Source organism: Ensifer sp. 22521 (genome assembly GCF_052044795.1).
GTDB lineage: Bacteria > Pseudomonadota > Alphaproteobacteria > Rhizobiales > Rhizobiaceae > Ensifer.
In genome coordinates this window covers 381,393-405,256 of sequence record NZ_JBQENM010000002.1, presented here as the reverse complement: position 1 = coordinate 405,256, position 23,864 = coordinate 381,393, and the positions used below count along the sequence as shown (strand labels likewise).

General features: G+C 63.3%; 17 protein-coding genes. 10 read left to right on the top strand and 7 right to left on the bottom strand.

All coding sequences use genetic code 11. The features are described 5' to 3' along the window. Positions 1-103: 103 nt before the first annotated feature. Positions 104-826, bottom strand: coding sequence for an META domain-containing protein (locus tag ACTJKE_RS04020; RefSeq protein ID WP_112997068.1), 723 nt, complete (start codon positions 824-826; stop codon positions 104-106). Between the two features lie 209 nt (positions 827-1,035). Here ACTJKE_RS04020 and dxr point away from each other — a divergent pair, with 209 nt between their 5' ends. Next, positions 1,036-2,211, top strand: coding sequence for a 1-deoxy-D-xylulose-5-phosphate reductoisomerase (gene dxr / locus ACTJKE_RS04015; RefSeq protein WP_113133425.1), 1,176 nt, complete (start codon positions 1,036-1,038; stop codon positions 2,209-2,211). Between the two features lie 250 nt (positions 2,212-2,461). Here the strand turns inward: dxr and hemA are convergent, their stop codons facing one another. From hemA to ACTJKE_RS03995, 4 genes are all read right to left on the bottom strand, one after another. Further along, entirely contained in the window at positions 2,462-3,676 is a 1,215-nt protein-coding gene (hemA, locus tag ACTJKE_RS04010; RefSeq protein ID WP_057255058.1) for a 5-aminolevulinate synthase, read from the bottom strand. A gap of 330 nt (positions 3,677-4,006) precedes the next feature. Then, positions 4,007-4,804: an FAD binding domain-containing protein gene (locus ACTJKE_RS04005; RefSeq protein ID WP_057255057.1), complete on the bottom strand. Its 798-nt coding sequence runs from the start codon at positions 4,802-4,804 to the stop codon at positions 4,007-4,009. Between the two features lie 15 nt (positions 4,805-4,819). Beyond that, complete coding sequence (locus ACTJKE_RS04000) at positions 4,820-7,165, bottom strand: xanthine dehydrogenase family protein molybdopterin-binding subunit (RefSeq protein WP_112997303.1); 2,346 nt, start codon at positions 7,163-7,165, stop codon at positions 4,820-4,822. A gap of 81 nt (positions 7,166-7,246) precedes the next feature. Continuing rightward, positions 7,247-7,735: a (2Fe-2S)-binding protein gene (locus ACTJKE_RS03995; RefSeq protein WP_034802397.1), complete on the bottom strand. Its 489-nt coding sequence runs from the start codon at positions 7,733-7,735 to the stop codon at positions 7,247-7,249. Positions 7,736-8,165: 430 nt separating this feature from the next. Here ACTJKE_RS03995 and ACTJKE_RS03990 point away from each other — a divergent pair, with 430 nt between their 5' ends. From ACTJKE_RS03990 to ACTJKE_RS03970, 5 genes are all read left to right on the top strand, one after another. Then, the gene (locus ACTJKE_RS03990) at positions 8,166-8,423 is read left to right on the top strand and encodes a glycine zipper domain-containing protein (RefSeq protein WP_058321762.1); all 258 of its coding nucleotides are present in this window, start codon (positions 8,166-8,168) and stop codon (positions 8,421-8,423) included. A 218-nt stretch (positions 8,424-8,641) separates the two neighbouring features. After that, positions 8,642-9,871 carry an MFS transporter gene (locus ACTJKE_RS03985; protein WP_058325673.1) on the top strand — a complete coding sequence of 410 codons (1,230 nt, stop codon included), beginning with the start codon at positions 8,642-8,644 and terminating at the stop codon, positions 9,869-9,871. Positions 9,872-10,140: 269 nt separating this feature from the next. Continuing rightward, on the top strand, positions 10,141-12,054 hold the full coding sequence (locus ACTJKE_RS03980) for an autotransporter assembly complex protein TamA (RefSeq protein ID WP_082616183.1): 1,914 nt from the start codon (positions 10,141-10,143) through the stop codon (positions 12,052-12,054). Positions 12,055-12,157: 103 nt separating this feature from the next. Further along, positions 12,158-16,336, top strand: coding sequence for a translocation/assembly module TamB domain-containing protein (locus ACTJKE_RS03975; protein WP_440691200.1), 4,179 nt, complete (start codon positions 12,158-12,160; stop codon positions 16,334-16,336). Between the two features lie 160 nt (positions 16,337-16,496). After that, entirely contained in the window at positions 16,497-17,288 is a 792-nt protein-coding gene (locus ACTJKE_RS03970; protein ID WP_425985584.1) for an APH(3') family aminoglycoside O-phosphotransferase, read from the top strand. Positions 17,289-17,354: 66 nt separating this feature from the next. Here ACTJKE_RS03970 and ACTJKE_RS03965 read toward each other — a convergent pair whose 3' ends face one another. Continuing rightward, on the bottom strand, positions 17,355-17,837 hold the full coding sequence (locus ACTJKE_RS03965) for a VOC family protein (RefSeq protein WP_057255053.1): 483 nt from the start codon (positions 17,835-17,837) through the stop codon (positions 17,355-17,357). A 111-nt stretch (positions 17,838-17,948) separates the two neighbouring features. Continuing rightward, positions 17,949-18,383: an Lrp/AsnC family transcriptional regulator gene (locus ACTJKE_RS03960; protein WP_043614769.1), complete on the bottom strand. Its 435-nt coding sequence runs from the start codon at positions 18,381-18,383 to the stop codon at positions 17,949-17,951. Positions 18,384-18,537: 154 nt separating this feature from the next. Between ACTJKE_RS03960 and rocF the strand changes: the two genes are divergently transcribed. From rocF to ACTJKE_RS03940, 4 genes are all read left to right on the top strand, one after another. Next, positions 18,538-19,461 carry an arginase gene (rocF, locus tag ACTJKE_RS03955; protein ID WP_058321760.1) on the top strand — a complete coding sequence of 308 codons (924 nt, stop codon included), beginning with the start codon at positions 18,538-18,540 and terminating at the stop codon, positions 19,459-19,461. A 22-nt stretch (positions 19,462-19,483) separates the two neighbouring features. Further along, positions 19,484-20,689: an ornithine--oxo-acid transaminase gene (gene rocD / locus ACTJKE_RS03950; RefSeq protein ID WP_112997084.1), complete on the top strand. Its 1,206-nt coding sequence runs from the start codon at positions 19,484-19,486 to the stop codon at positions 20,687-20,689. A gap of 339 nt (positions 20,690-21,028) precedes the next feature. After that, positions 21,029-21,508, top strand: coding sequence for a chemotaxis protein CheW (locus ACTJKE_RS03945; protein ID WP_057255050.1), 480 nt, complete (start codon positions 21,029-21,031; stop codon positions 21,506-21,508). 433 nt (positions 21,509-21,941) lie between these two features. Next, positions 21,942-23,726: a methyl-accepting chemotaxis protein gene (locus ACTJKE_RS03940; protein ID WP_113133418.1), complete on the top strand. Its 1,785-nt coding sequence runs from the start codon at positions 21,942-21,944 to the stop codon at positions 23,724-23,726. Positions 23,727-23,864: the final 138 nt, after the last annotated feature.

Sequence of the window (23,864 nt, the reverse complement as noted above, 5' to 3'; positions counted from 1 at the left end):
GATTGCGCCGGGATTGTAACTATGGAGCGAGGGTAAAAGTTCCGATTCTCCCGGAAACTTCTTTAGCCGGGTTGGTTGGAGAAGTTGCCGGGCAGCCTCCGCGTCAAGGCGCAGGCTTGCAGGCGATGCCCTGGTCCTGTTCGCCCTTCGTCGCGTCGAAAAGCGTCGCTTCGTCGCCCTTGGTCCACCAGATATACTGGCCGCCGGCATATTTCGCGCCCGAAGCGGCAATCACATTGGAGGCGACGACAAAGGTATCGTCGATCGTGAAAGTCACCAGCGAGACCGGGCCGGCATTGATGTACTCCGCTTCGACGGGCTTGCCGCCGCAGTCATAACGCGCCGATTGCCGGTTCACCGCACCGGCTCCCGGAGCACGGAACGTCACGTCGATCCCTTCGGAACCCACCGTCATCGACGCCAGTTTGATCGCGGTCCGGCCCTCCGCCTTGCTGAGCACGAGTTTCGATCCGTCGACTGCCCAGGAGAGTTCGCTGCCAAGCGCCTCCAGGAATTTCTGTTCCTGGGTCATCGCCGCCGGCACGCACATCTTGCGTGTCGATGCGGCCGGGCCGAAGGTGATCTTCGTGCCCGACAGACTGAAGGTGCCGGTGAAATGGTTGCAGCCGGCCATGCCGCCATAGGTGCCGTCCTCGCGGATTTCCAGCGTCGATTGCAGATCGTCGATGACGCCGCCGCCACCGATGTCCTCGGCAAGCCAGGTACCGACGAGCTGCGGCGGAACGTTTTCGGCTGCAACCGGCTGCATCGAGGCCATCTCGATGGTCACGCACGCGCAGGAAACGGCGGTAATGATCTTCAGCATCGCGAACTCCTTCGGGCTCCGACTCAAAGCAGTCCGATTCTTAGCCCGTGGACGACACGGATTGAAGACCGCGCCCTTGTTGCCGGCGGAATTCGCCTGTAGAGCCTAGCAAACAACATAAAAACTCGGATCGATCTCGCGAAGATCACGTGTCCGCAGCGCAGGCTGCGCCGGGCATCCCGTCCGAAAAGAAGAACATGGGTATTGGTATGGCATCCCGCGACAGTGCGAAGCGCCGACTGACGATCCTCGGATCAACCGGTTCGATCGGCACCAACACGCTCGACGTCATCGAGCGCCTTGGCGGTCGCGAGCGCTTCGAAGTCGTCGCTGTCACCGGCAACGGCAACATCCCCCTGCTCGCCGAACAGGCCGTGAAGGTTGGTGCAGAACTCGCCGTCACCGCCAACGAAAACCAATTCGAAAACCTGAAGGCAGCCCTTGCCGGCACCGGCATTGCCGTCGCCGCCGGCCGAAGCGGTCTGATCGAGGCAGCCGAACGCGATGCCGATTGGGTGATGGCGGCGATCGTCGGCAATGCCGGTCTTGCTCCCACGCTCGCAGCCGCCCGCCGCGGCGCCGACATCGCACTCGCCAACAAGGAGTGCCTGGTTTCCGCCGGAAGCCTCTTCATCGACGCGGTGAAGAAGGGTGGCGGCCGGCTGCTGCCTGTCGACAGCGAGCACAATGCCATCTTCCAGGTGCTGGACGAGCACCAGCGCCACGCGGTCGAGCGCATCATCCTGACGGCTTCGGGTGGCCCCTTCCGCACCAAGTCGCTCGAGGAGATGCGGCATGTAACCGCCGATGTCGCCCGCGCCCATCCCAACTGGTCGATGGGCCTCAAGATCTCGATCGACAGCGCCTCCATGTTCAACAAGGCGCTGGAGATGATCGAGGCGAAGCACCTCTTTGCCCTCAAGCCGGAACAGGTCGAGGTGATCGTGCATCCGCAGTCGGTGATCCATTCGATGGTCGGCTACACGGATGGCTCGGTGCTGGCGCAGCTCGGCTGCCCGGACATGCGCACCGCCATCGGCTACGCACTCGCCTATCCGAGCCGCTGCAGCCTGCCGATCGAACGGCTCGATTTCGCCAAGCTGTCGCGCCTCGATTTCGAAGCGCCGGACGAAGTGCGCTTCCCGGCAATCCGCCTGGCGCGCCGCGCCATGGTCGAGGGCGGCGTGCAGGGGGCCGTGCTCAACGGCGCCAAGGAAACGGCGCTCGACGCCTTCATCGCCGGACGAACCGGCTTTCTCGCCATGGCGGAGATCGTCGAGAAGGTCATGGACAAGCTCGCCGACCTGCCGGCGGCTACATCGATGGACGATGTCTTCGCCGCCGACGAAAAAGCCCGGCATCTCGCGGCCGGGCTGCTTCAATAACTGGTCTGGTCGGGCATCCCGCCCCTCATCCGCCTGCCGGCACCTTCTCCCCGCAAGCGGGGCGAAGGGACGTTGCAGCACCCGCTCTGATCCGCCCCTAACGCTCGAAGTTCCTGCTTCTCTGAATGGAGAGAGGCGGTGTTTCGGCATTGAACGGACACAGAGTTCAGCCGTTGTCCTCGTTCCCTCTCCCCGCGAGCGGGGAGAGGGTTAGGGTGAGGGGCATACTTCTCGGAAGCTAAGCCGCCGCTTACGCGACCGCGCGGGCCAGCGCACAGCGCGACCACAGCGAATGCAGCGCGTTGACGAGATGGTCGATATCGGCATCCGAATGCAGCGGCGTCGGGGTGATGCGCAGGCGCTCGGTCTTCTTGGGCACCGTCGGATAGTTGATCGGCTGCACATAGACGCCGAAATTGTCGAGCAGCAGGTCGGAGATCCACTTGCACTTGGCAGCGTCGCCAACCATGACCGGCACGATATGGCTCGGGTTCGGCATATGCGGAATGCCGCGCTGGTCGAGCAGCGAACGCAGACGACGGACGCGCTCCTGGTGTGCGAAGCGTTCGACCTGGCTTTCCTTCAGGTGGCGGATCGAGGCGAGCGCACCGGCGGCAAGCGTTGGCGGCAGCGCCGTGGTGAAGATGAAGCCGGAGGCAAACGAGCGGATGAAGTCGCAGAGCGCCGCAGAACCGGTGATATAGCCACCCATGACGCCGAAGGCCTTGCCGAGCGTGCCTTCGATCACCGTCAGGCGATGCATCAGGCCTTCGCGCTCGGCAATACCGCCACCGCGCGGACCGTACATGCCGACGGCATGCACTTCGTCGAGATAGGTCATGGCGCCGTACTTGTCGGCGAGGTCGCAGAATTCCTTGATCGGCGCGATGTCGCCGTCCATCGAATAAACCGACTCAAACGCGATGATCTTCGGCGCGCGCGGATCGGCGGCGGCGAGCTTGGCTTCGAGGTCAGCGACCGAATTGTGCTTGAAGATGACGCGTTCGCACTTGGAGTGACGGATCCCCTCGATCATCGAAGCGTGATTCCCGGCGTCCGAGAAGACGATGACGCCAGGAATCTTCGAACAGAGCGTCCCGAGTGCGGCCCAGTTGGACACGTAGCCCGAGGTGAACAGCAGCGCCGATTCCTTGCCGTGCAGGTCCGCGAGCTCGCGCTCAAGCAGGACGTGGTAATGGTTGGTACCGGAGATGTTGCGGGTGCCGCCGGCGCCGGCGCCGCATTCGTCGATGGCGCGCTTCATCGCCTCGGTGACGATGGAATGCTGGCCCATGCCGAGATAGTCGTTCGAACACCAGACGGTGACTTCCTGAACGCCCGCAGCCGTGTGGCGCGCTGCCTTCGGGAAGTTGCCGCGATGACGGGCGAGGTCTGCGAAAACCCGGTAGCGGCCTTCCTGATGCAGCCCGTCCAGCTCGTTCTTAAAGAAATTCTCGAAATCCATCATTTTCTCCAGTGCCCGGTCGCTTTTCTTCAATCAAAGCGACCTGGGGTCAACCTCGGAATGCTCGGCATCTGCCAACTGCGGCAAAAGGCCCCTGAAGCGCTGCGTGTCCAATGAATGCATCCGGAATGATCTAGCATTTTCGGACCGAAGCATCTTCGCTGCTTTCACTGAAACCGTTTCAACCTGGAGAGCCCTAGTTTTGAAACATTCCAAAGAAAGCCCTAGCGCATGTTCATCTCTTCAAGCTTGATCGAAGTCAAGCAAGGATGAAAAAAGGACGGCCGAAGCCGCCCCCTTTTTTTGCTGTTTGGCGATACCCCATGCCGGTCAGGCCGCCGCCACGGCGCGCTTGGCCATGACCTTCACCAGATTGGCGCGGTAGGCCGCGTCGGCGTGAATGTCGGAGAGCAGTTCCGAGGCATCGACGCTGACATTGCTGAGCGCGTCCGGCGACCAGTTGGCAACCAGCGCCGCCTCCATATCGCCATGCCGGAACACCCCGTTCGCTCCCGCTCCGGTAACGGCCACCCGGACGTCGCCATTGTCCCGTCGCGCGACGAACACACCGGTCATCGCGTAGCGCGATGCCGGATTGGCGAACTTCTGATAGGCAGCCTTGGCAGGCGCTTCGAAGCTGATGGCGGTGACGATCTCGCTGTCCTCCAGCGCTGTTTCGAACAGGCCGGTGAAGAAATCATCTGCCGCAATCTCGCGCTTGTTGGTCACGATCGTCGCACCGAGCGCCAGCATCGCCGCCGGATAATCGGCCGCCGGGTCGTTGTTGGCGATGGAACCGCCGATCGTGCCCATGTGCCGCACATGCGGGTCGCCGATATGGCTGGCAAGGCTGCAGATCGCCGGACAGACGGCTTTGAGCGCCGCCGCCGACGCCACGTCATAATGTGTCGTGGCGGCGCCGATCCGCACTGACCGGCCGGAAACCGTGATGCCTTGCATCTCGGCGATATGCCGGAGGTCAATGAGATCGCTCGGTGCCGCCAGCCGCTGCTTCATCGTCGGGATCAGCGTCATGCCGCCGGAGACATACTTGCCTTCGCCGGCCGCTTCCATTCGGCTGACGGCATCCTGAACCGAGGACGCCCGGTGATATTGGGTCTCGTACATGCGGTGTCCTCCCGTTCACTTGGCCGCGTGCGCCGCCGCCCACACCTTCTGCGGTGTTGCCGGCATGGTGAGCGCGTTGTTGCCGATGGCATCCGTAATGGCGTTGATCAGCGCCGGCGGCGAGCCGATCGCGCCCGCCTCACCGCAACCCTTGATCCCCAAGGGATTGTTCGGGCAGGGCGTGTTCGAGGTCGAGACCTGGAACGACGGCAGATCGTCGGCACGCGGCATGGCGTAGTCCATGTAGCTTGCCGTCAGCAGCTGGCCCGAGGGGTCGTAGTGTACCCCTTCGAGCAGTGCCTGGCCGATGCCCTGGGCAATGCCGCCATGAACCTGCCCCTCGACGATCATCGGGTTGATGATATTGCCGAAGTCGTCGGCGGCGACGAACTGGACGATCTTGGTCCGCCCCGTATCGGGATCGACCTCCACCTCGCAGATGTAGCAACCGGCCGGGAAGGTGAAGTTGGCCGGATCGTAGAAGGCGCCCTCCTTCAGGCCCGGCTCCATGCCCGCGGGCAGGTTATGGGCGGTGTAGGCGGCAAGCGCCATCTGGAACCAGGGCACCGCCTTGTCGGTGCCGGCAACCTTCAGTTCGCCGTTCTCAATCACGATGTCGCTTTCGTCCGCTTCCATCAGATGCGCGGCGATCTTCTTCGCCTTGGCCTCCACCTTGTCGAGTGCCTTGACGACGGCGGACATGCCGACGGCGCCGGAGCGCGAGCCGTAGGTGCCCATGCCCATCTGCACCTTGTCGGTATCGCCATGCACGATGTTGACGCTGTCAATCGGAACGCCGAAGCGGTCGGCGACGAGCTGTGCAAAGGTGGTCTCGTGGCCCTGGCCGTGGCTGTGCGAGCCGGTCAAGACCTCGATCGTGCCGACCGCATTGACCCGCACCTCGGCCGATTCCCACAGACCGACGCCGGCCCCGAGGGAGCCCACCGCCGCCGACGGCGCGATGCCGCAGGCCTCGATGTAGCAACTCATGCCGATGCCGCGCTTCATGCCGCGGCGATCGGCTTCCGCCTTGCGGGCGGCAAAGCCGTTCCAGTCAGCCGCCTGCATCGCTGCGTTCAGCGACGCTTCGTAGTCGCCCGCGTCATAGTTCATGATCACGGGCGTCTGGTGCGGGAAGGAGCGGATGAAGTTGACCCGCCTCAGTTCCGCCGGTGAGACCCCGAGTTCGCGCGCCGCCGTCTCCATGGTGCGTTCGAGCAGATAGGTCGCCTCCGGCCGCCCGGCGCCGCGATAGGCATCCACCGGTGCGGTGTTAGTGTAGACCGTGCGCACATTCGCGTGGATCGCCGGGATGTCGTACTGGCCGGAAAGCAGCGTCGCATAGAGATAGGTCGGCACCGCCGAGGAGAAGAGCGACATATAGGCGCCGAGATTGGCGATCGTGTCGACCTTCAGCCCGATGATGCGATTGTTCGCATCGAAGGCCATCTTCACCGTCGACACGTGGTCGCGGCCATGCGCATCGGTCAGGAACGCCTCGGTCCGATCCGATGTCCATTTGACCGGCACGCCGGTGCGCTTCGACGCCCAGAGACAGACGATCTCCTCCGGATAGATATAGATCTTCGAGCCGAAGCCACCGCCGACATCGGGCGCGATCACCCTGAGCTTGTTTTCCGGAGCGACATTATAGAAGGCGCTCATCACCAGCCGCGCCACATGCGGGTTCTGGCTGGTGGTGTAGCAGGTGTAGTGGTCGTCGCCGGCGTCATAGATGCCAAGTGCGGCCCGCGGCTCCATCGGATTGGGCGAGAGCCGGTTGTTATGAATCGTGACCTCGGTGACATGCGCGGCCGATGCGATCGCCTTGTCAGTCTCCGATTCGTCGCCGATCTGCCAGTCGAAGATCAGGTTGTTGGGCGCTTCCGGATGAAGCTGTGGCTGTCCCGCCTCGAGCGCTTTCGACGCATCGATCACGACGGGAAGTTCCTGATAATCGACGACGACCGCCTCGGCCGCATCGCGTGCCTCGGCCACGCTATCGGCAACGACGATCGCCACGGCATCACCTACATAACGCACGGTCTCGTGCGCAAGCGGCCGCCAGGCGCCCATCTTCATCGGCGATCCGTCCTTGGAGTGGATCATCCAGCCGCAGATCAGGTTGCCGATACCGTCGGCGAGGATCTGCTTGCCGTCGAGCACGTCGATCACGCCGGGCATGTCCTTGGCCGCAGACGCGTCCACCTTCAGAATCTTCGCGTGCGCATGCGGGCTGCGCACGAACACCGCATATTTCATGCCCGGCACGGACATGTCGTCCGTATAGCGGCCCTTTCCGGTCAGGAACCGCTTGTCTTCCTTGCGCGCCACCCGCGCGCCAATGCCTTCAACGCCCATTGCCTATCTCCTCCCGAGATATCCAGCGACAGTCCTTCGATGACATGCCTTCGGGGCGAGGTCCCGCCCCCAAATCTACCGCTATTCTGCGGCCACGCGGGCGCCGCTCATCTCAGCGGCGGCAGCAAGGATCGCCTTGACGATATTGTGATAGCCGGTACAGCGACAGATGTTGCCTTCGAGCTCGGCGCGCACCGTCGCCTCGTCCAGTTGGCCCTGGTGCCTTCGGATCATGTCGACGGCCGTCATCACCATGCCGGGTGTGCAGAAGCCGCATTGCAGGCCGTGATTGGCCTTGAACGCCGCCTGCACCGGATGGAGTTCGCCGTCCGCCGCCAACCCTTCGATGGTGGTGATCGTGGATCCGGCCGCCTGTGCGGCGAGGATGGAACAGCTCTTGACCGATTTTCCGTCCATATGGATGACGCAGGCGCCGCACTGCGACGTGTCGCAGCCGACATGGGTGCCGGTCAGTCCGAGATTTTCGCGTATGAATTGCACCAGCAGTGTGCGGTCGTCGCAATGACCGCTCACCTGACGGCCGTTGACCGTCATTGTTACTTTCGCCATTTCGCTCCTCCGGGGTCGGTCAATGCCAACACGAGCGCGGCCGAAAAGTCGGGTGAGATGGTTCACGCGACTAGGGTACGCGCCAACTGATATCGATGCCCGTCGCCCACGGATCCGCTCCTCCGGATGTCGCAGGCTTGTTTGTATCATTTGTCTTTTTTGGGAATGCCGCAACCGCTACCGCCCGCCGGACGACAATATTTTTCCACGCGGGTTGTATCTCGCGGAACTGAGCCTTCATGTCCCGTTCAGGAACGATATCATTATCTTGCGCGCCGGAAGAAGCCGCAGGTCCCCGTAGACTTTCAATAGGGACCGCGTATTTTCCGAACTGCAAGTTCAGGTGGAGCGGGATGTTCCCGGCTTCGCCATCATCCACGGGACGGACTGAGCGCTAGGCTTAAGATCCGTAGAGATCGGAGAGAACAACATGAAGAAAGCCATCGCACTTGTGCTGGTCGCCCTATCGGTCGCAAGCTGCACCCAGACGGAAAAAGGCGCCGGCATCGGTGCCGTTTCCGGCGCGATCATCGGCGGCGCTGTCACCGGCGACGTCCGTGGCGCAGCGGTCGGCGCGGCCATCGGCGGCGTTTCCGGCGCAGTCATCGGCAACGTCACCGAGCAGCCGGGCCAGTGCTACTACCGCGACCGCTATGGCCGCCGCTACATCGACTCTTGCCCGCGCTAAGGCGTAGCGAAGACGGTCATCCTTCGGCGTAGCGCAAGCTCTCCGTAGGATCCAATTACCCCCCTCATGGCGCAAAGCCTGAGGGGGTTTTTCGTTCCGGACGCGCCGGCGAAGCTAGGCATACCCCCAAGAAATGATCCGACGCGCGCAAACCGGGTGGTTATCGGCCGCGCAAATCCGTCTGCTGTCCTCGAAGTATCATCCATCGAGGCCGTCACATGTCGAAATCACCAGGCAATCCACTGCCGCCAGCCTTCAAGCGGATCGGCTGGTCCAATCTTTTTGCGCAATTCTCGGAGCAGATGGCGCTGGCTGCCGCTCCGCTCGCCGCGGTGCTGCTGCTCGCCGCCGGTCCGGCGGAAACCGGATGGCTGCAGATGGCCCAGACACTTCCGTTTCTCCTGCTCGCCATTCCGGCCGGGCTCGTCGCCGATCGCGCCTCGCGACTGAGGCTGATGGTCTCCTCGGAAATGCTGCGCGCGCTGTCGCTGGTCGCCACGCTGCTCCTGATGGTCAGCGGCCTTTTGACCCTGCCGCTTCTGGCTGCGATGGGGTTCGTCGGTGCCATCGGCACCGTTTGTTACAATGTCGCTGCCCCTGCCCTTATTCCGGTGATCGTTCCCCGCGCCCAACTGGCCGATGCCAACCGCTGGCTGGAACTCGCCCGCAGCCTTGCCTATTCGGGCGGGCCGGCGATCGGCGGCGCGATCGTCGCATGGACGGGCGCATCCCTGGCCTATGTCGCTGCCACATGCCTTTCTCTTCTCTCCGTCGTCCTGCTTGCCGGCCTTGGCGAGCATCACCAACCCGCCGCGGCAAAACGCAAACTTCTGCAGGATCTGACCGAAGGCGCACGGTTCCTTGCCGGCCACACGCTGCTCAGGCCGATCCTCGTCACGGCGATAGTCTTCAACACCGCCTGGTTCGTGCTGCAGGCGGTCTATGTCGCTTATGCCATTCAAACCCTCGGCATGACGGCGACAGGCGTCGGCATCACGCTCGGCATCTATGGCGCCGGCATGATGATCGGCGCATTCGCCGCGCCCGCCATTGCGCGCCGTGTCCCCTTCGGCGTGATGATTGCGCTTGGTCCGCTCGGCGGGTTGGCGGCGGCCGCCGTGATGCTCTCGACGATCTGGATGCCATCCGGCGTTCTTGCCGGCTTGAGCTTCTTCCTCTTTGGCGCAGGGCCTGTGCTCTGGTCGATCGCCACCCTCACCTTGCGCCAGGCCGTCACGCCGAATGCGATGCTGGGTCGGGTTTCCGCCTTCATCACCACAGCCACGTTCGGCGCGCGGCCGATCGGCGCAGCGCTGGGTGCCGTCGTCGCCACGCGTTTCGGCGTCGAGGCATGCCTGGCCGTTGCCGCGACGGGTTTCCTGGTCCAGTTTCTCGTTATCATAGCCTCTCGCGTGCCGCAGTTGCGGGCACTGCCGGAAGCCGCATAGGCCCGACGATCCGCGGACAAAACCAGCCAAACACCCAGCAAAATGCCGGCGCGCCTGGCTGGCAACCGTCCGTCCGGAGCCTATGGTTGTGCTGCGCCGACAACATTTCGGAGCTTTTTCCCGGAAAACGGCACCGAAAATCGGTATCAGGGGTGGATGCAGCCGGCTGTCATCGTTAACAGATGGAAAACCTTAGGCATGCAATAGTGACCCGGCCGCATAAGCAGGCAGTTTGTATTGGGTCGCCTGAAGACGGGATGCGGAAGCGAATGTCCCCACCACGGTCGAGTATTGCGTACTGGAAGGCCGCAACTGCGCTTGCAGTCGCCTTCTCGTTTGCGCTCGGCCCGATTTCCGCCAAAAACGCCCATGCCTTCAAGCTCTTCGGCATGAAGTTCTTCGAGAGCGACGAAGAGGAAGCGCCGGTCATCGACCCGGTCAACTATACGCTTACCTTCGACGCCGGCACCGAAGACAAGGAACTGAAGGAAGCGCTGGAAAACAGCTCGCAGCTCGTCCAGGGTCAGGAAAAGCCCGTGTCCGGCGATCTCGGTCTTGCCATCCGCGCGCGCGACGATCGCGACCGGCTGCTCGCCGCCCTCTACGAAAAGGCCCGCTACGGCGGCACCGTGGCAATTCGCGTCAACGGCCAGGACATCGACAGCCTGCCGCCGGATCCCGCCTTCCCCGACGGGCAGGCGATCCCGGTAACGGTCACCGTCACGCCCGGCCCCGCCTTTACGGTCGGTTCCGTCAGGTTCGAAGGTGATGCGGCCGGCTTCAATCCTGATAACTATGGCCTGCCTGCCGGCGCACGCGCCGATTCGACCCTGATCATCAAGGCTGGCGAAAAGGTCGTGAACGACCTGCGCGAGCAGGGCCGGCCACTCGCCAAGCTCACCGAACGCAGCGCCGTCGCCAACCACGCCAATTCCACCGTCGACGTCGTCATCGGCGCAAGCGGCGGGCCGGTCGCGCCTGTCGGCGATGTCAGCGTATCGGGAACCAAGACCGTCGATCCCGGTTTCGTGCGCGACTATTCGCGCCTCAACGAAGGGCGCCCCTATTCGCCCGAGGATATCCGCAAGGCATCCGAGCGCCTGCGCCAGCTCGGCGTGTTCTCAAGCGTGACGATCAAGGAAGCCAACACGCTGTCGCCTGACGGATCGATCCCAATGAAGATCGAGGTCTCGGAAGGCAAGCATAAATATTTCGGCTTCGGTGCGCAGGTTTCGACCACCGATGGTCTGGGTGTCTCGGGTTATTGGGGACACCGTAATCTCTTCGGGCGGGCGGAATCGCTGCGCATAGAAGGCTCGGTCGACCGCATCGGCGAGACGAAGGAACTGGACAAGCTCGACTATTCGGTCGGCATCCTCTTCGCCAAGCCCGGCGCCTTCGGCCCCGCCTCGACCTTTACCGCCAGCCTCAAGGCCAACATCCAGGATCCGGACGCCTACCGCGCCAAGATCCTGACGGGTGCTGCCGGCGCCACATTCGAACTCTCGCCGACCGACACCGTGTCCGGTGGCGGCGAGCTGAGCTGGGCCAACATCGACGACGCCTTCGGCTCGAACTCCTACCTGACTGCCGCCATTCCGCTCGAATATGTGCGCGACACTCGCGACGACAAGCTGAACGCGACCGACGGCTACCGGGCGATGATCAACGCCAAGCCGAGCTACGAGATCAAAGGCCAGACCTTCTTCTCGTCCTTCGAAGCGTCGGCATCGGGCTACCATGCGCTCGGCGACGAGAAGCGTTTCGTTCTCGCCGGCAAGATCGGCGCCGGCGTGCTCGTCGGCGGCAGCGGGCTTGAGGATATCCCGGCGAACCGTCGCTTCTATCTTGGCGGTGGCGGTTCCGTGCGCGGCTACTCCTACCAGGAGATCGGCCCGCGCAACGCCGACAACGAGGAGACCGGCGGGCGTTCCTATGTCAACGCCTCGCTTGAAGCCCGCATCGCGATCACCGACACGATCGGCGTGGTGCCGTTTATCGATGCCGGCACGGTGTCGGCGAAAACGACGCCCGATTTCTCCGACATTCGCGCCGGCGCCGGCATCGGCCTGCGTTATGCCACGCCCTTCGGCCCCATCCGTCTCGACTTCGCCGTGCCGCTCAACAAATATCCCGGTGGCACCAAGTACGGCATCTATGCCGGTATCGGCCAATCGTTCTGAGTAGGGCCGATTCTCCAGCAAGAACCGGCAAATTGCCGTCATTGCGCGATAGTTTCGCCCTGCGGCGATTCCGCTGCAGCGCAACTTGCGCTAAGGGTAGAGCATGAATCAGGTCGTCCGCTTCCTTCGCGCGACGCTGCGCTATGGCCTTCGTGTGCTTGGCGTGATTGCGGTCGTTGCCCTCCTTCTCGTCGCCTTCGTGGGCTTCACGACTCCAGGCGCCCGCCTCGTCGCCTGGGCAATCGAGAAATATGCGGCAACGCCTGACCAGATCGTGCGGATCGCTGATCCGAGTGCGCTGCTGACAGGTGAGTTTGCGGCAGGAAGCATCACGCTTTTCGACGGCCAAGGCGTCTATGCGGAGGTCCGCGACCTCAAGCTCAACTGGTCGCCGGCGGCCCTCCTCTCCTTCCGCTTCGACGCCGCGGCGTTGTCCGCCGGCTCGGTGCGTGTCGAACGCCTGCCGATCCCCTCGACCGAGACCAAGGAAGTGCGCGCGACCTTCGCGCTTCCCGTCGACGTCAAGATCGACGCGATCGATCTCAAGGAGATCGTCATCGGCAAGGCAATCGCCGGCGAAGATCAGTTCCTGACCGCCAGCGGCAAGATCAATGCGACCAACGAGAGCATTGCCCTCAGCCTGACCGCCGCCCAGCGTGACCGGCCGGAAGCGCGCGCCGTCGCCGATATCGTCTTCAACCCGGCGGGCAACGAGCTGAAGCTGGAGGCAACCGTCGATGAGCCCAACAACGGCGTGCTCGCAAAACTCCTTCGCCTGCCCAACGAGCCCGCGGTCAACATCAAGCTGACCGGCGAAGGTCCTCTTTCCGACTGGGCCGGCACTGCCACGGCCGCGCTCGACGGCAGCGAGATCCTCAAGCTCGACGGTCGCCACGTCCAGACACCCGACGGCATGCATCGGCTCACCGTCACTGGCGGCGGCGGCTTCGGTTCGCTGATGCCGCCGGCACTGCGTGCGATGTTCGAGGGCGAGACCAGCATCGACGTCGCAGCCGCGTTCAACGGCCAGGGCATGGTGCGCGTCGACAAGGGGCAGATCGCGACCGGCGCGCTGACCTTTGGCGCCTTCGGCACCTTCGACAGCAAGGGCGACAACAATCTGCAGGCCCGGCTTGCCGGCACCAACGGCGCGATCGACTTCCGCTGGCCGCTGCAGAAGGGCGAGGCCCAGGCAAAGATCAACGCCGTCAACCTGTCGCTGATCGGCGACGCGCAGGCCGCAATCCTCGATCTCGCCGCCGACGTCGCCTCCGTGACGCTGCCGGACGCGGCACTTGGCGCCGTCAAGCTGTCGGCGCGCAGCGACGGCTTCAACCTCGCTACACAATCAGGCCCGCTAAAAACGGTGATCGAAGTCGGTGAGGCAGGCTTCGTCGACGCCAACGTCACCCGGCTGGTCCAGGCGCCAATGAAGATCGACGCCAGCCTGTCGGTGACGAAGGAGAACATCGTCTTCGATCCGGTGACGATCGAAAGCCCCGGCATTGGCGGTTCGGTCACCGGTGCCGTCTCACGTGAGGAAAACACAGTTGCCGCCGCGTTCAAGCTCTTTACCGTTCCGGAGGCTCTGCCGCCGGCTGCGGCAGCGAAGTTCGACGGGACCATCGCGCTTGCCGGCGAAGTGAAGACGGCGACCGACGGCAGCGTGACCGTCGAGGGCCTCGAGCTCAAATCGAGCACGATCGAGGCGGCCGGCACGATAGCCTTGGCCCAGGGACAACTGACCACCGATCTCAAGGGAAAGCTGCCCAATCTCGGCAAGCTTCTGGCTGACGCCAAGGGCGAGGCTGAGTTTACCGCAGCCGTGACCGGCCCGCTCGCCGAACTCGGCATCAAGGCCGAACTGACCTCGAGCGGCGCCACGCTCGCCGGACGCACCCTCAGCGACCTCACGATCAAGGCCGACGCGAAGGCCAACCCCTCGAGCCCGCAGGCGAGCCTGACCGCAACCGGTGCGCTCGACGGCCAGGCGATCGACGTCAAGGCCGACGTCGTCTCCAAGGACGGACGCACCGCGATCCCCGTGCTCGAAGCCAGGATCGGTGAAAACAAGCTGACCGGTGCGATCAGTTTCACCCCGGACTTCAAACCGGACGGCAAGATCGATTTCAACCTGCCCGATCTCGGCCTGCTTGCCGCCATGGCCGGGCAGAAAGCCTCTGGCGATATCAACGGGTCGGCCGCAATCAAGACCGCAAACGGCATCACCTCCGTCGTCGTCAAGGCCGGCGGCAGCGGCATCAAGCGTGATGCCCTGACGATCGCCAAGCCGACTGCCGATATCACGATCTCCGATGTCGCGGCCCTCGCCATCAAGGGCAGCGTGCGCGCCGAAACCATCGCTCAAGGCGCCAACCGCGTTGCCGGCCTCGCCGTCGATTTCCAGCAGCAGGCGGGACGCACCGGCTTTTCGATCGACGGCAAATATGATGGTGGCCCGCTCACGGCTAAGGGCGATCTCACGAGTGCGAAGGGACGCACGGAAATTCGCCTCGCCTCCTTCGGCGCGACGCCAAAGGGCATCCCGCTGAAGCTCGCGCAGCCGACGGTCATCGCCATCGAAAACGGCACCGTCCGCCTCAACGCGCTGACGATCCAGGCATCGAAGGGCACCATCGCGGTCAACGGAACGGCCGGCGAAAAACTCGACATCACCGCCAAGCTCAATGCGCTGCCCGCAGCGCTGGCCAACGCTTTTGTCCCGGACCTCGGCGCCGAGGGCACGATCGCCGGCACCGTCGACGTCGCTGGCGCAACGTCCGCACCTGTCGTCGCCTACAACCTCAAATGGTCTGGCGCGTCGCTGGCCGCCGCACGCACGGCCGGGGTCGCCGCCTTCGACATCGCCGCCATCGGCAAGTTCGCCAACAACAAGGTAACGCTCGACACGACGCTTTCGGGCGCCAGCGGCCTTTCCTTCAAGGGCGGCGGCAATGTCGATATCGGCGGCAACATGCCGATCGCAATGAAGTTCAACGGCAACCTACCCTTTGCCCTCATTGCCAACCTGATGGCGGAAAAAGGCTTCACGCTCACGGGCCAGGCCGGCATCAACCTCGCGATTTCCGGCTCCGCCAAGGCGCCGCAGATCGCCGGCACCGTCAGGACATCCGGCGGGCGGCTCGTCGACGTGCGCCGCAACCTGGCACTGAACGATCTGACCGCCAATGTCGCGCTCGACGGAAAGCAGGCGACGATCTCCAAGCTCTCGGCCAATCTCGCGACCGGCGGCTCGATCGAGGCGACCGGCACCGTCGGCACGGTCCCCGGCTCCGGCTTCCCGGCCAATCTGACGATCCGCCTGAACAATGCCACCTATGTCGACGGCACGCTGTTCAACGCCAATCTCAATGGCGAAATGACGCTGACCGGTCCGCTGGTCGCGACCCCGACGCTCGGCGGCAAGGTTACGATCCGCAAGGCATCGATCACCATTCCCGAGAAGCTGCCCACCTCGCTCTCGGCAATCGACATCAAGCACAAGAATGCGCCGCCCAAGGTGCAGAAAATGGTCAAGGACCTGCGCAAGGACGAGGTGCCGGCAGCCGGCGCCAATGCCAGCGGCGGCATCGCCTTCGATCTGGCAGTTGCCGCCAACCAGGTCTTCGTGCGCGGCCGCGGCATCGACGCCGAACTCGGTGGCAACCTGACGATCCGGGGCACGGCCGTGCAGCCGATCGTTTCCGGCGGCTTCGAAATGCGCCGCGGGCGCCTCGAAATCCTCGGCAAGCGCCTGACCTTCACCGACGGCAATATCGGCTTCGGTGGCGACCTGATCCCGACGCTTGACCTCAAGGCGACCTCCAGCGTCGGCTCGACGACCATCACAGTCTCGGTTGCGGGCCTCGCTAACAATCCGCAGATCGCCTTCTCGTCATCGCCGGCGCTGCCGCAGGACGAGATCCTGGCACAGCTGATCTTCAACCGGTCGCTGTCGAACCTCTCGGCCTTCCAGATCGCCCAGCTCGCCTCCGCCGTCAGCCAGCTTGCCGGCGGAGGCTCGACGTCGCTGCTTGATGGCCTGCGCAACAAGCTCGGCGTCGACGACCTCGACGTCACCACCGACGAGCACGGCGGCGCTTCGGTGCGCGCCGGCAAGTATCTCAACGACCGGACCTATATCGAGCTGCAGCAGGGCTCTGATTCCGCCTCCAGCAAGGCGGTCATCAATCTCGATGTCGGCAAGGGCGTGAAACTCAAGGGCTCGGCCGCCGGCGACGGCTCGGCCTCGGGCGGTATCTTCTTCGAAAAGGAATATTGAGGGGCGGTTTGTCTGGCGTCGCGCTCCTCGACGACATTTTGATCAGATCAAGATATGGCCTGCGGACCGAATACGATTCGCAGCCGCGCGAATGCGTACCTACATCGGCATCAGCCGCCGTCACGGCCGATTTGCTGCATTCATTTTTCAGGTGATTGTATTGTCTTCCCGAAAACCGCATCTCGAATTGCCCGAGAATCTCCTGCCACTCGTTGCAGGCTATGACTGGAATCATGACACGCTCGGACAGTCGGACTCGAGCATCTTTCTACTGAAGGCGCCGGATCGCGCGATGCTGGTGCTGAAAGTCGAGGCTGCCGGCCCCTTCAGCGAATTCGTTGACGAGGCGGAGCGGCTTGATTGGCTGGCGTCTCAGGGCATGCCCTGTCCGCGGGTGATCGCCCGCGCCTTCGACGCGGAAACGAACTGGCTGCTGCTGCAGGCTGTCGAGGGCACGGACCTCGCCTCCACGACGCTGTCGCCAAAGGACCGGATCGTCATCTTGGCGGACGCCCTGAAACGCTTGCATGGGCTGGACGTCGCCGACTGCCCCTTCGATCACCGGATCGAAAAGCGCATCGCCATCGCGGGAGCGCGCACCGAAGCCGGCCTTATCGATGAAGACGATTTCGACGAAACGCGACTCGGCCGCACGGCGGCAGATCTTTTTGCAGAACTCCGAGCCCGCGTACCTTCGATCGGCAAGCTCGTCATTACCCACGGCGACGCCTGCCTGCCGAACATCATTGAGAGGTATGGCCGGTTCTCCGGTTTCATCGATTGCAGCCGGCTGGGCGTCGCCGATCCCTATCAGGACATTGCACTTGCCTGTCACAGCATCGCCCACAATCTCGGCGAGGAATGGGTGCAGCCGTTTCTGGCGCGCTATGGCATCGACAGGGACGATCCGGAGAAACGCGACCTCTACTGCCTGCTCGACGAGTTCTTCTGATTGCCACGCGGCGGGCAACATATCCCGCCAAAGTGCACGGCCATACAGGGAGAGGCCCGCAACGCCTCAGGCGGCGTTGCGGGCCTCGATGTTCAGATCGACGATTTCGGCATCCTCAATGGCGTTGAACAGCGCCCAGATATGGCCGAAAGGATCGATAAAGGCACCGACGCGGTCACCGGTCGACAAAGTCTCGGCCGGATTGCGCAGGCTTGCCCCCGCGCCGATCGCCCGGCCGATCACACGATCGACATCGCGAACATGCAGTTCCAGGATCACCGCCGTCGTGCCCAGCGCATGCGGAGAGCGCGGTCCTCCAAGCTTGGGCTCCGCATCGCGGCGCGGGTTGGCCCCGGCAATCCGGAAGACCGATTCCCCGATCCTCAGATCCGCACTCGTCAGAATGCCGCTCGGCCATTCGTGCCGCTGCAGGAGCTCGGCGCCGAGCGCCTCGCGATAAAAGGCGATGGCGCGATCCTCGTCGCCATGCCTGACAAACAGCTTCACACAGATCTGCCGATCGGCAAGCCTGCCGCCATTGGCAACCATGACATCCTCCATCTTGGGTGAGGCGCACATCATAGCGAAACATGAGAACAAAGCAAGAACAATTCGACTCCGAGTCGCGATTTCCTCACCGCTTTGGGCGGCGAAAGATGATCAGAATGCACCGGTCATCTTGCTGGTTTTCAACAGGATATTCGTCTCGGTGACGGTGATCCCGTCGATCAGGCGGATGCGCCGCAGCGTCTCGTCGAAGGAGACGAGATCGCGATCCTGCAGCTCGGCGATGAAGTCCCAGCGGCCATTGGTGCTGTGCAGCGCCCGGACCTGCGGCAGGCCGCGCAACTGTTCGGCAACGCGGTCGGCCATCTTTCCATGCACCTCGATCATCACCACGGCGCGGACCCCGGAAGCCGGGATTTCCGCGCCGGTTCGGATGGTAAAGGCGGCGATCGTGCCATTAGCGACGAGCCTGTCGATGCGGGCAGCAACGGTCGCGCGCGATACGCCTGTCATTTCCGATAGCGTTGAAACGGGGATGCGCGCATTCTGGCGCAAGGCGCTGATGAGTGCCTGATCGAGATCATCCATTGCTATCACTTTGTAACATGGTGCTTATCAATCTGTCGATTTTATCTCACTAATCGGCAGTTTTCCATCTTTTTGCTGACATGCATTTTGGCCATAATCCGCGCGATCCCAACCGGGTACACACGGAATTATCTTGAGAAGGAATCGGGCGGATATGACGACCATCACGCTGATCGGCGCACCCATCGAAGAAGGTTCTGGACGGCGCGGCGCAGCCATGGGGCCGACGGCCCTGCGCATAGCCGGCATCGACACGGTGCTGCGCGACCTCGGCCACACGGTTCACGACGAAGGCGACGTCAAGCCGCTGCCGGCCCGCGACCTCGCCAACCACCCGGGCGCCAACAATCTGCAGATCGTCGCAGCCTTTGCCCGCGCGCTGCACGATTCCGTGCACGACACGGTTCGCAAGGGCCACTTCCCGATCATCCTCGGCGGTGACCACGCGCTCTCCATGGGCAGCGTCTCCGGCATGGCGCGTTACGCCGCCGAAGTCGGCCGGCCGCTCTTCGTGCTCTGGCTCGACGCCCACGCCGACTTCAATTCGCCGTCAACCTCCCCCTCCGGCAACATGCACGGCATGCCGGTCGCGTATTTCTGTGGCGAAGCGGAATTCGCTCCGATTCTGCCGGCCGACCGGCCGTTCGTCGATCCGAAGAAGGTCTTCCAGGTCGGCATCCGCTCCGTCGACGATCGCGAGCGCGAAGAGATCACCGAGCACGGCGTACGCGTCTATGACATGCGCGCCGTCGACGAACTCGGCATGGCCCACATCATGCGCCAGATCCTCAATGAGGTTCGCGCCGCCAACGGCCTGCTGCATGTCAGCCTCGACGTCGATTTCATGGATCCGGAACTCGCCCCCGGCGTCGGCACCACCGTTCCCGGCGGCGCGACCTTCCGCGAGGCGCACCTGATCATGGAAATGCTCTGGGAAAGCGAACTCGTTTCCTCGCTCGACGTCGTCGAGCTCAACCCCTTCCTCGATGACCGCGGCAAGAGCGCGCGTATCCTGGTCGAATTGACGGCGAGCCTCTTCGGCCGCCGCGTGCTCGACCGGCCGACCCGCAGTGCCTGAGATAACAAACGGAGGACAATGTATGAATACGACGGCAGCCCTGATCGAAACCGAATACCGGCTTGGCGCGCATAACTACAAACCGCTCGACGTGGTGCTCTCGCGCGGCGAAGGCGTCTATGTCTGGGACATGGAGGGCAATCGCTACCTCGATTGCCTCTCGGCCTATTCGGCCGTCAACCAGGGCCACTGCCATCCGAAGATCCTGAAGGCGATGATGGTGCAGGCGCAGAAGCTGACGCTCACCTCCCGCGCCTTCCGCAACGACCAGCTCGCGCATTTCTATGAAGAGATCGCAGCCCTCACCGGCTCGCACAAGGTGCTGCCGATGAACTCCGGCGCCGAAGCCGTCGAAACCGCCGTCAAGGCGGTGCGTAAGTGGGGTTACGAGGTCAAGGGCGTGGCCGAAAACCAGGCCGAGATCATCGTCTGCTCCAACAACTTCCATGGCCGCACCATGGGCATCGTCGGCTTCTCCACCGACCCGGATGCCCGCACCGGCTTCGGCCCGTTCGCGCCCGGCTTCAAGGTCGTGCCCTTCGGCGACATCGAGGCTTTCCGCGCTGCGATCAACGAGAACACCGTCGCCTTCCTCGTCGAGCCGATCCAGGGCGAAGCGGGCGTTATCGTTCCGCCGGTTGGCTATTTCACGACCGTTCGCGAGCTCTGCACCAAGCATGGCATCACGCTGATCCTCGACGAAATCCAGACCGGCCTTGGCCGCACCGGCAAGCTGCTCGCCGAAGAGCACGAAGCCATCGAAGCCGACGTGACGCTGATCGGCAAGGCGCTCTCTGGCGGCTTCTACCCGGTCTCCGCCGTGCTTTCGAACTCCGAAGTATTGGGTGTTCTGAAGCCGGGCCAGCACGGTTCGACCTTCGGCGGCAACCCGCTCGCCTGTGCCATCGCCCGGGCGGCGCTGAAGGCGCTGACGGAAGAAGGCATGATCGAGAACTCAGCCCGCATGGGCGAGCGCTTCCAGAAGGGCCTCACCGACATCCGCTCCAACATCATCAAGGAAGTTCGCGGTCGCGGCCTGATGCTGGCGGTCGAGCTGGTGCCGGAAGCCGGTGGCGCCCGCAAGTACTGCGAAGCACTGAAGCAGCTGGGTATCCTTGCTAAGGACACCCATGGCGACACGATCCGCATTGCGCCGCCGCTAGTGATCAACGCTGAACAGGTCGACTGGGCCGTGGAACAGTTCGCAAAGGTTCTCGCCTCCGCCTGACCCCAAGATCCGATCCGCCCCGAGCCAGGCTCAGGGCGGATCTTCCTTGAAGCGACGCAATTCCGGACGGAAAACCGTTTCACACTTTTCCTGGAACTGCTCTAAGCACTTGCAAAAGCAAGTCTTAACGAATCCCGGCCTATAGTCCCTTCCCAAAGCGCAAAGCGGTTCTTCCGCGCATGATGCAGCTGCGCCCCGCCGGATGTGATCGGCGGACTGTAAGGATCTCTCCCCAACGGACCATCGCCGCGCTCCCATGCGCCGGCAGCCATGCGGAGATATCTCGAGTTTGGCGGTGTCGCGCCATGGGCGTCGACCGGAAAGCTGGAAGGACCTTCGATGACAAGCACACTCAGGACGGCCGGGTTTGACGGCGAGACGCTGGAGATCATTGCGTTCCGCCTCCACGATCAGGAATTCTGCGTCAAGACGACGACGATCCGCGAAATCCGCGGCTGGGCGCCCTCCACCCCCATTCCCCATTCGCCGCCGGAAGTGATCGGTGTCATGAACCTGCGCGGCACAGTGATCCCGATCATCGATCTTGCCCACAAGCTCGGCATGAAATCGACGACGGCCAACGAACGCAGCGCCATCGTCGTCGCCGAAGTGCACAACATGGTGATCGGCCTCGTCGTCGATCGCGTCTCCGACATCCTCACCGTTCAGGGCAGCCAGGTGCAGCCGGTGCCGGAAGTGACAGCGTCCTTCGACAAGAGCTTTGCCGAAGGCATCATCGCCAACGAGAACGGCATGATCTGCTTCCTCAACCTGGCGCGAATGTTCAAGGAACGTGAAGTCGAAGAACTGGCCGCCTGAGGTAACCCTGAGGTAGCAGACGAACGACATGAAGGCCGCCCTACGTGCCGTGGGGCGGCCTTTCTTATTGGCGGCAGACCCAGATTGCACGGCAGTAGATTAGAAAAGCAGGATCAACTAATTCAACTAAAATTGGATATACGAGTTTTTACAACTGAAATTTGATAGTTGCTATTTTAACACCGGCTTAATAGTCCTGTTACTAACCTAGATTGTAGAAACACGGCGCCTTGGGCATGAAGCCCGGTAGTTCGAACTCCCCTCACGAAGCACGAAGCCGCTGACCCGGTGGGCCGGCGTAGGACGACCAGACAATTTTCGGCAGGCCGGTATTTGTCTTAGTCCGGGAGTTGCGCCGCTTTGGCCCCGCAAACCCTGTCAAAGAAGGCACGAAGCCCCGGCTTGAGCCAACAAACGAGATCAGAGGGTTACAATGTTCGCTCTCGGTAAAATTGCAGATGCGCGCCAGATCGTCGCCGCGCTTTCGAAGTCGCAGGCCATCATTCAGTTCGACCTGACCGGCAAGATCCTGACCGCCAATGAGAACTTCTGCCAGGCGCTCGGCTACGGCCTTTCGGAAATCGTCGGCCAGCACCATCGCATGTTCTGCCCGGCCGACTACACCCAGACGCAGGAATACCGCGACTTCTGGGCCCGCCTCGGGCGCGGCGAGTTCGACGCCAATGCCTACAAGCGCATCGCCAAGGGCGGCCGCGAAATCTGGATCCAGGCGACCTACAATCCTGTGTTCCGCGGCGGCAAGCCGTACAAGGTGGTGAAGTTCGCAACCGACATCACCGCCGCCAAGGCGCGGGCAACCGAGGATGCCGGCAAGCTCGACGCGATCTCCCGTTCGCAGGCGGTCATCGAGTTCACACCGACAGGCGAAATCCTGACGGCCAACGAGAATTTCTGCGCCGCACTCGGCTACAGCCTCTCGGAAATCCAGGGCAAGCATCACAGCATGTTCTGCGAACCGAATTACGCCCGCACCGCCGAATATGCCGACTTCTGGAAACGTCTCGCCGCCGGCGAATTCTTCTCCAACGAGTTCGTGCGCTACGGCAAGGGGGGCAAGGAGATCTGGATCCAGGCGGCCTACAACCCGATCCGCGACTTCAGCGGCAAGGTCTACAAGGTCGTCAAGTTCGCGACCGACGTCAGCGAGCGCATGAGCGCGATCAACAGCCTCGGCGCCGGCCTGAGGGCGCTCGCCGAGGGCGACCTGACCCGCAACCTCGACACGCCCTTCGTGCCCAGCATGGAAACGGTGCGGACCGACTTCAACGGGGCGACCGCCAAGCTGCGCGAGGCGATGCGCACCGTCGGCGACAATGCCAGCGCGATTGCCTCCGGCGCCCGGGAAATCCGCTCAGCGGCCGACGACCTGTCGAAGCGCACGGAACAGCAGGCGGCCTCCGTCGAGGAAACCGCAGCCGCGCTCGACGAGATCACCACGACGGTTGCCGACTCCAGCCGCCGGGCCGAAGAGGCGGGCGGACTGGTGGCCAAGACCAAGGCCGGCGCCGAACGCTCCGGCAATGTGGTCAAGAGCGCCATCGGCGCGATGGGCCAGATCGAACAGTCGTCACGCGAAATCTCCAACATCATCGGCGTCATCGACGACATCGCCTTCCAGACGAACCTCCTGGCGCTCAACGCCGGCGTCGAGGCGGCACGCGCCGGTGAAGCCGGCAAGGGCTTCGCCGTCGTCGCCCAGGAAGTGCGCGAACTGGCGCAACGCTCCGCAAGCGCGGCCAAGGATATCAAGGCGCTGATCGGCACCTCCACCGAACATGTCAAGAACGGCGTGTCGCTGGTCGGCCAGACGGGTGCGGCGCTCGAAGAGATCCTGACCCAGGTCCAGGAGATCAATGCCAACGTCTCGGCGATCGTCGAGGCCGCCCGCGAACAGTCGACCGGCCTCAAGGAGATCAACCAGGCGGTCAACTCGATGGACCAGGCGACCCAGCAAAATGCAGCGATGGTCGAGGAAAGCACGGCCGCAAGCCACGCCATGGCCCGCGAGGCAGACGCCCTGCACGAACTGCTCCGACAGTTCCGCTACGGCGAGCAAGCCCAGATCATCGACGCGAACCGCCACTTTGACGACCGCGCGCAACCGACCCGGCTCCACGCAACCGCCCGCGCCATGCGCAGCGGCCAACGAACAAGCCTTGCTGCGGCACCGGCCGCGGATGGCTGGCAGAATTTCTGAGCGCACATCCCTGCACCCCGCGCTCGGGAATGGGGAAGGCGGCTACCGGTAGCCGCCTTCCCTTAAATCTTTTCAGACGCAGCAATTGCTTGGAAAACGCCCTGTCCGCGGAGAGCGGAGAACCTGCGGTCGATGATG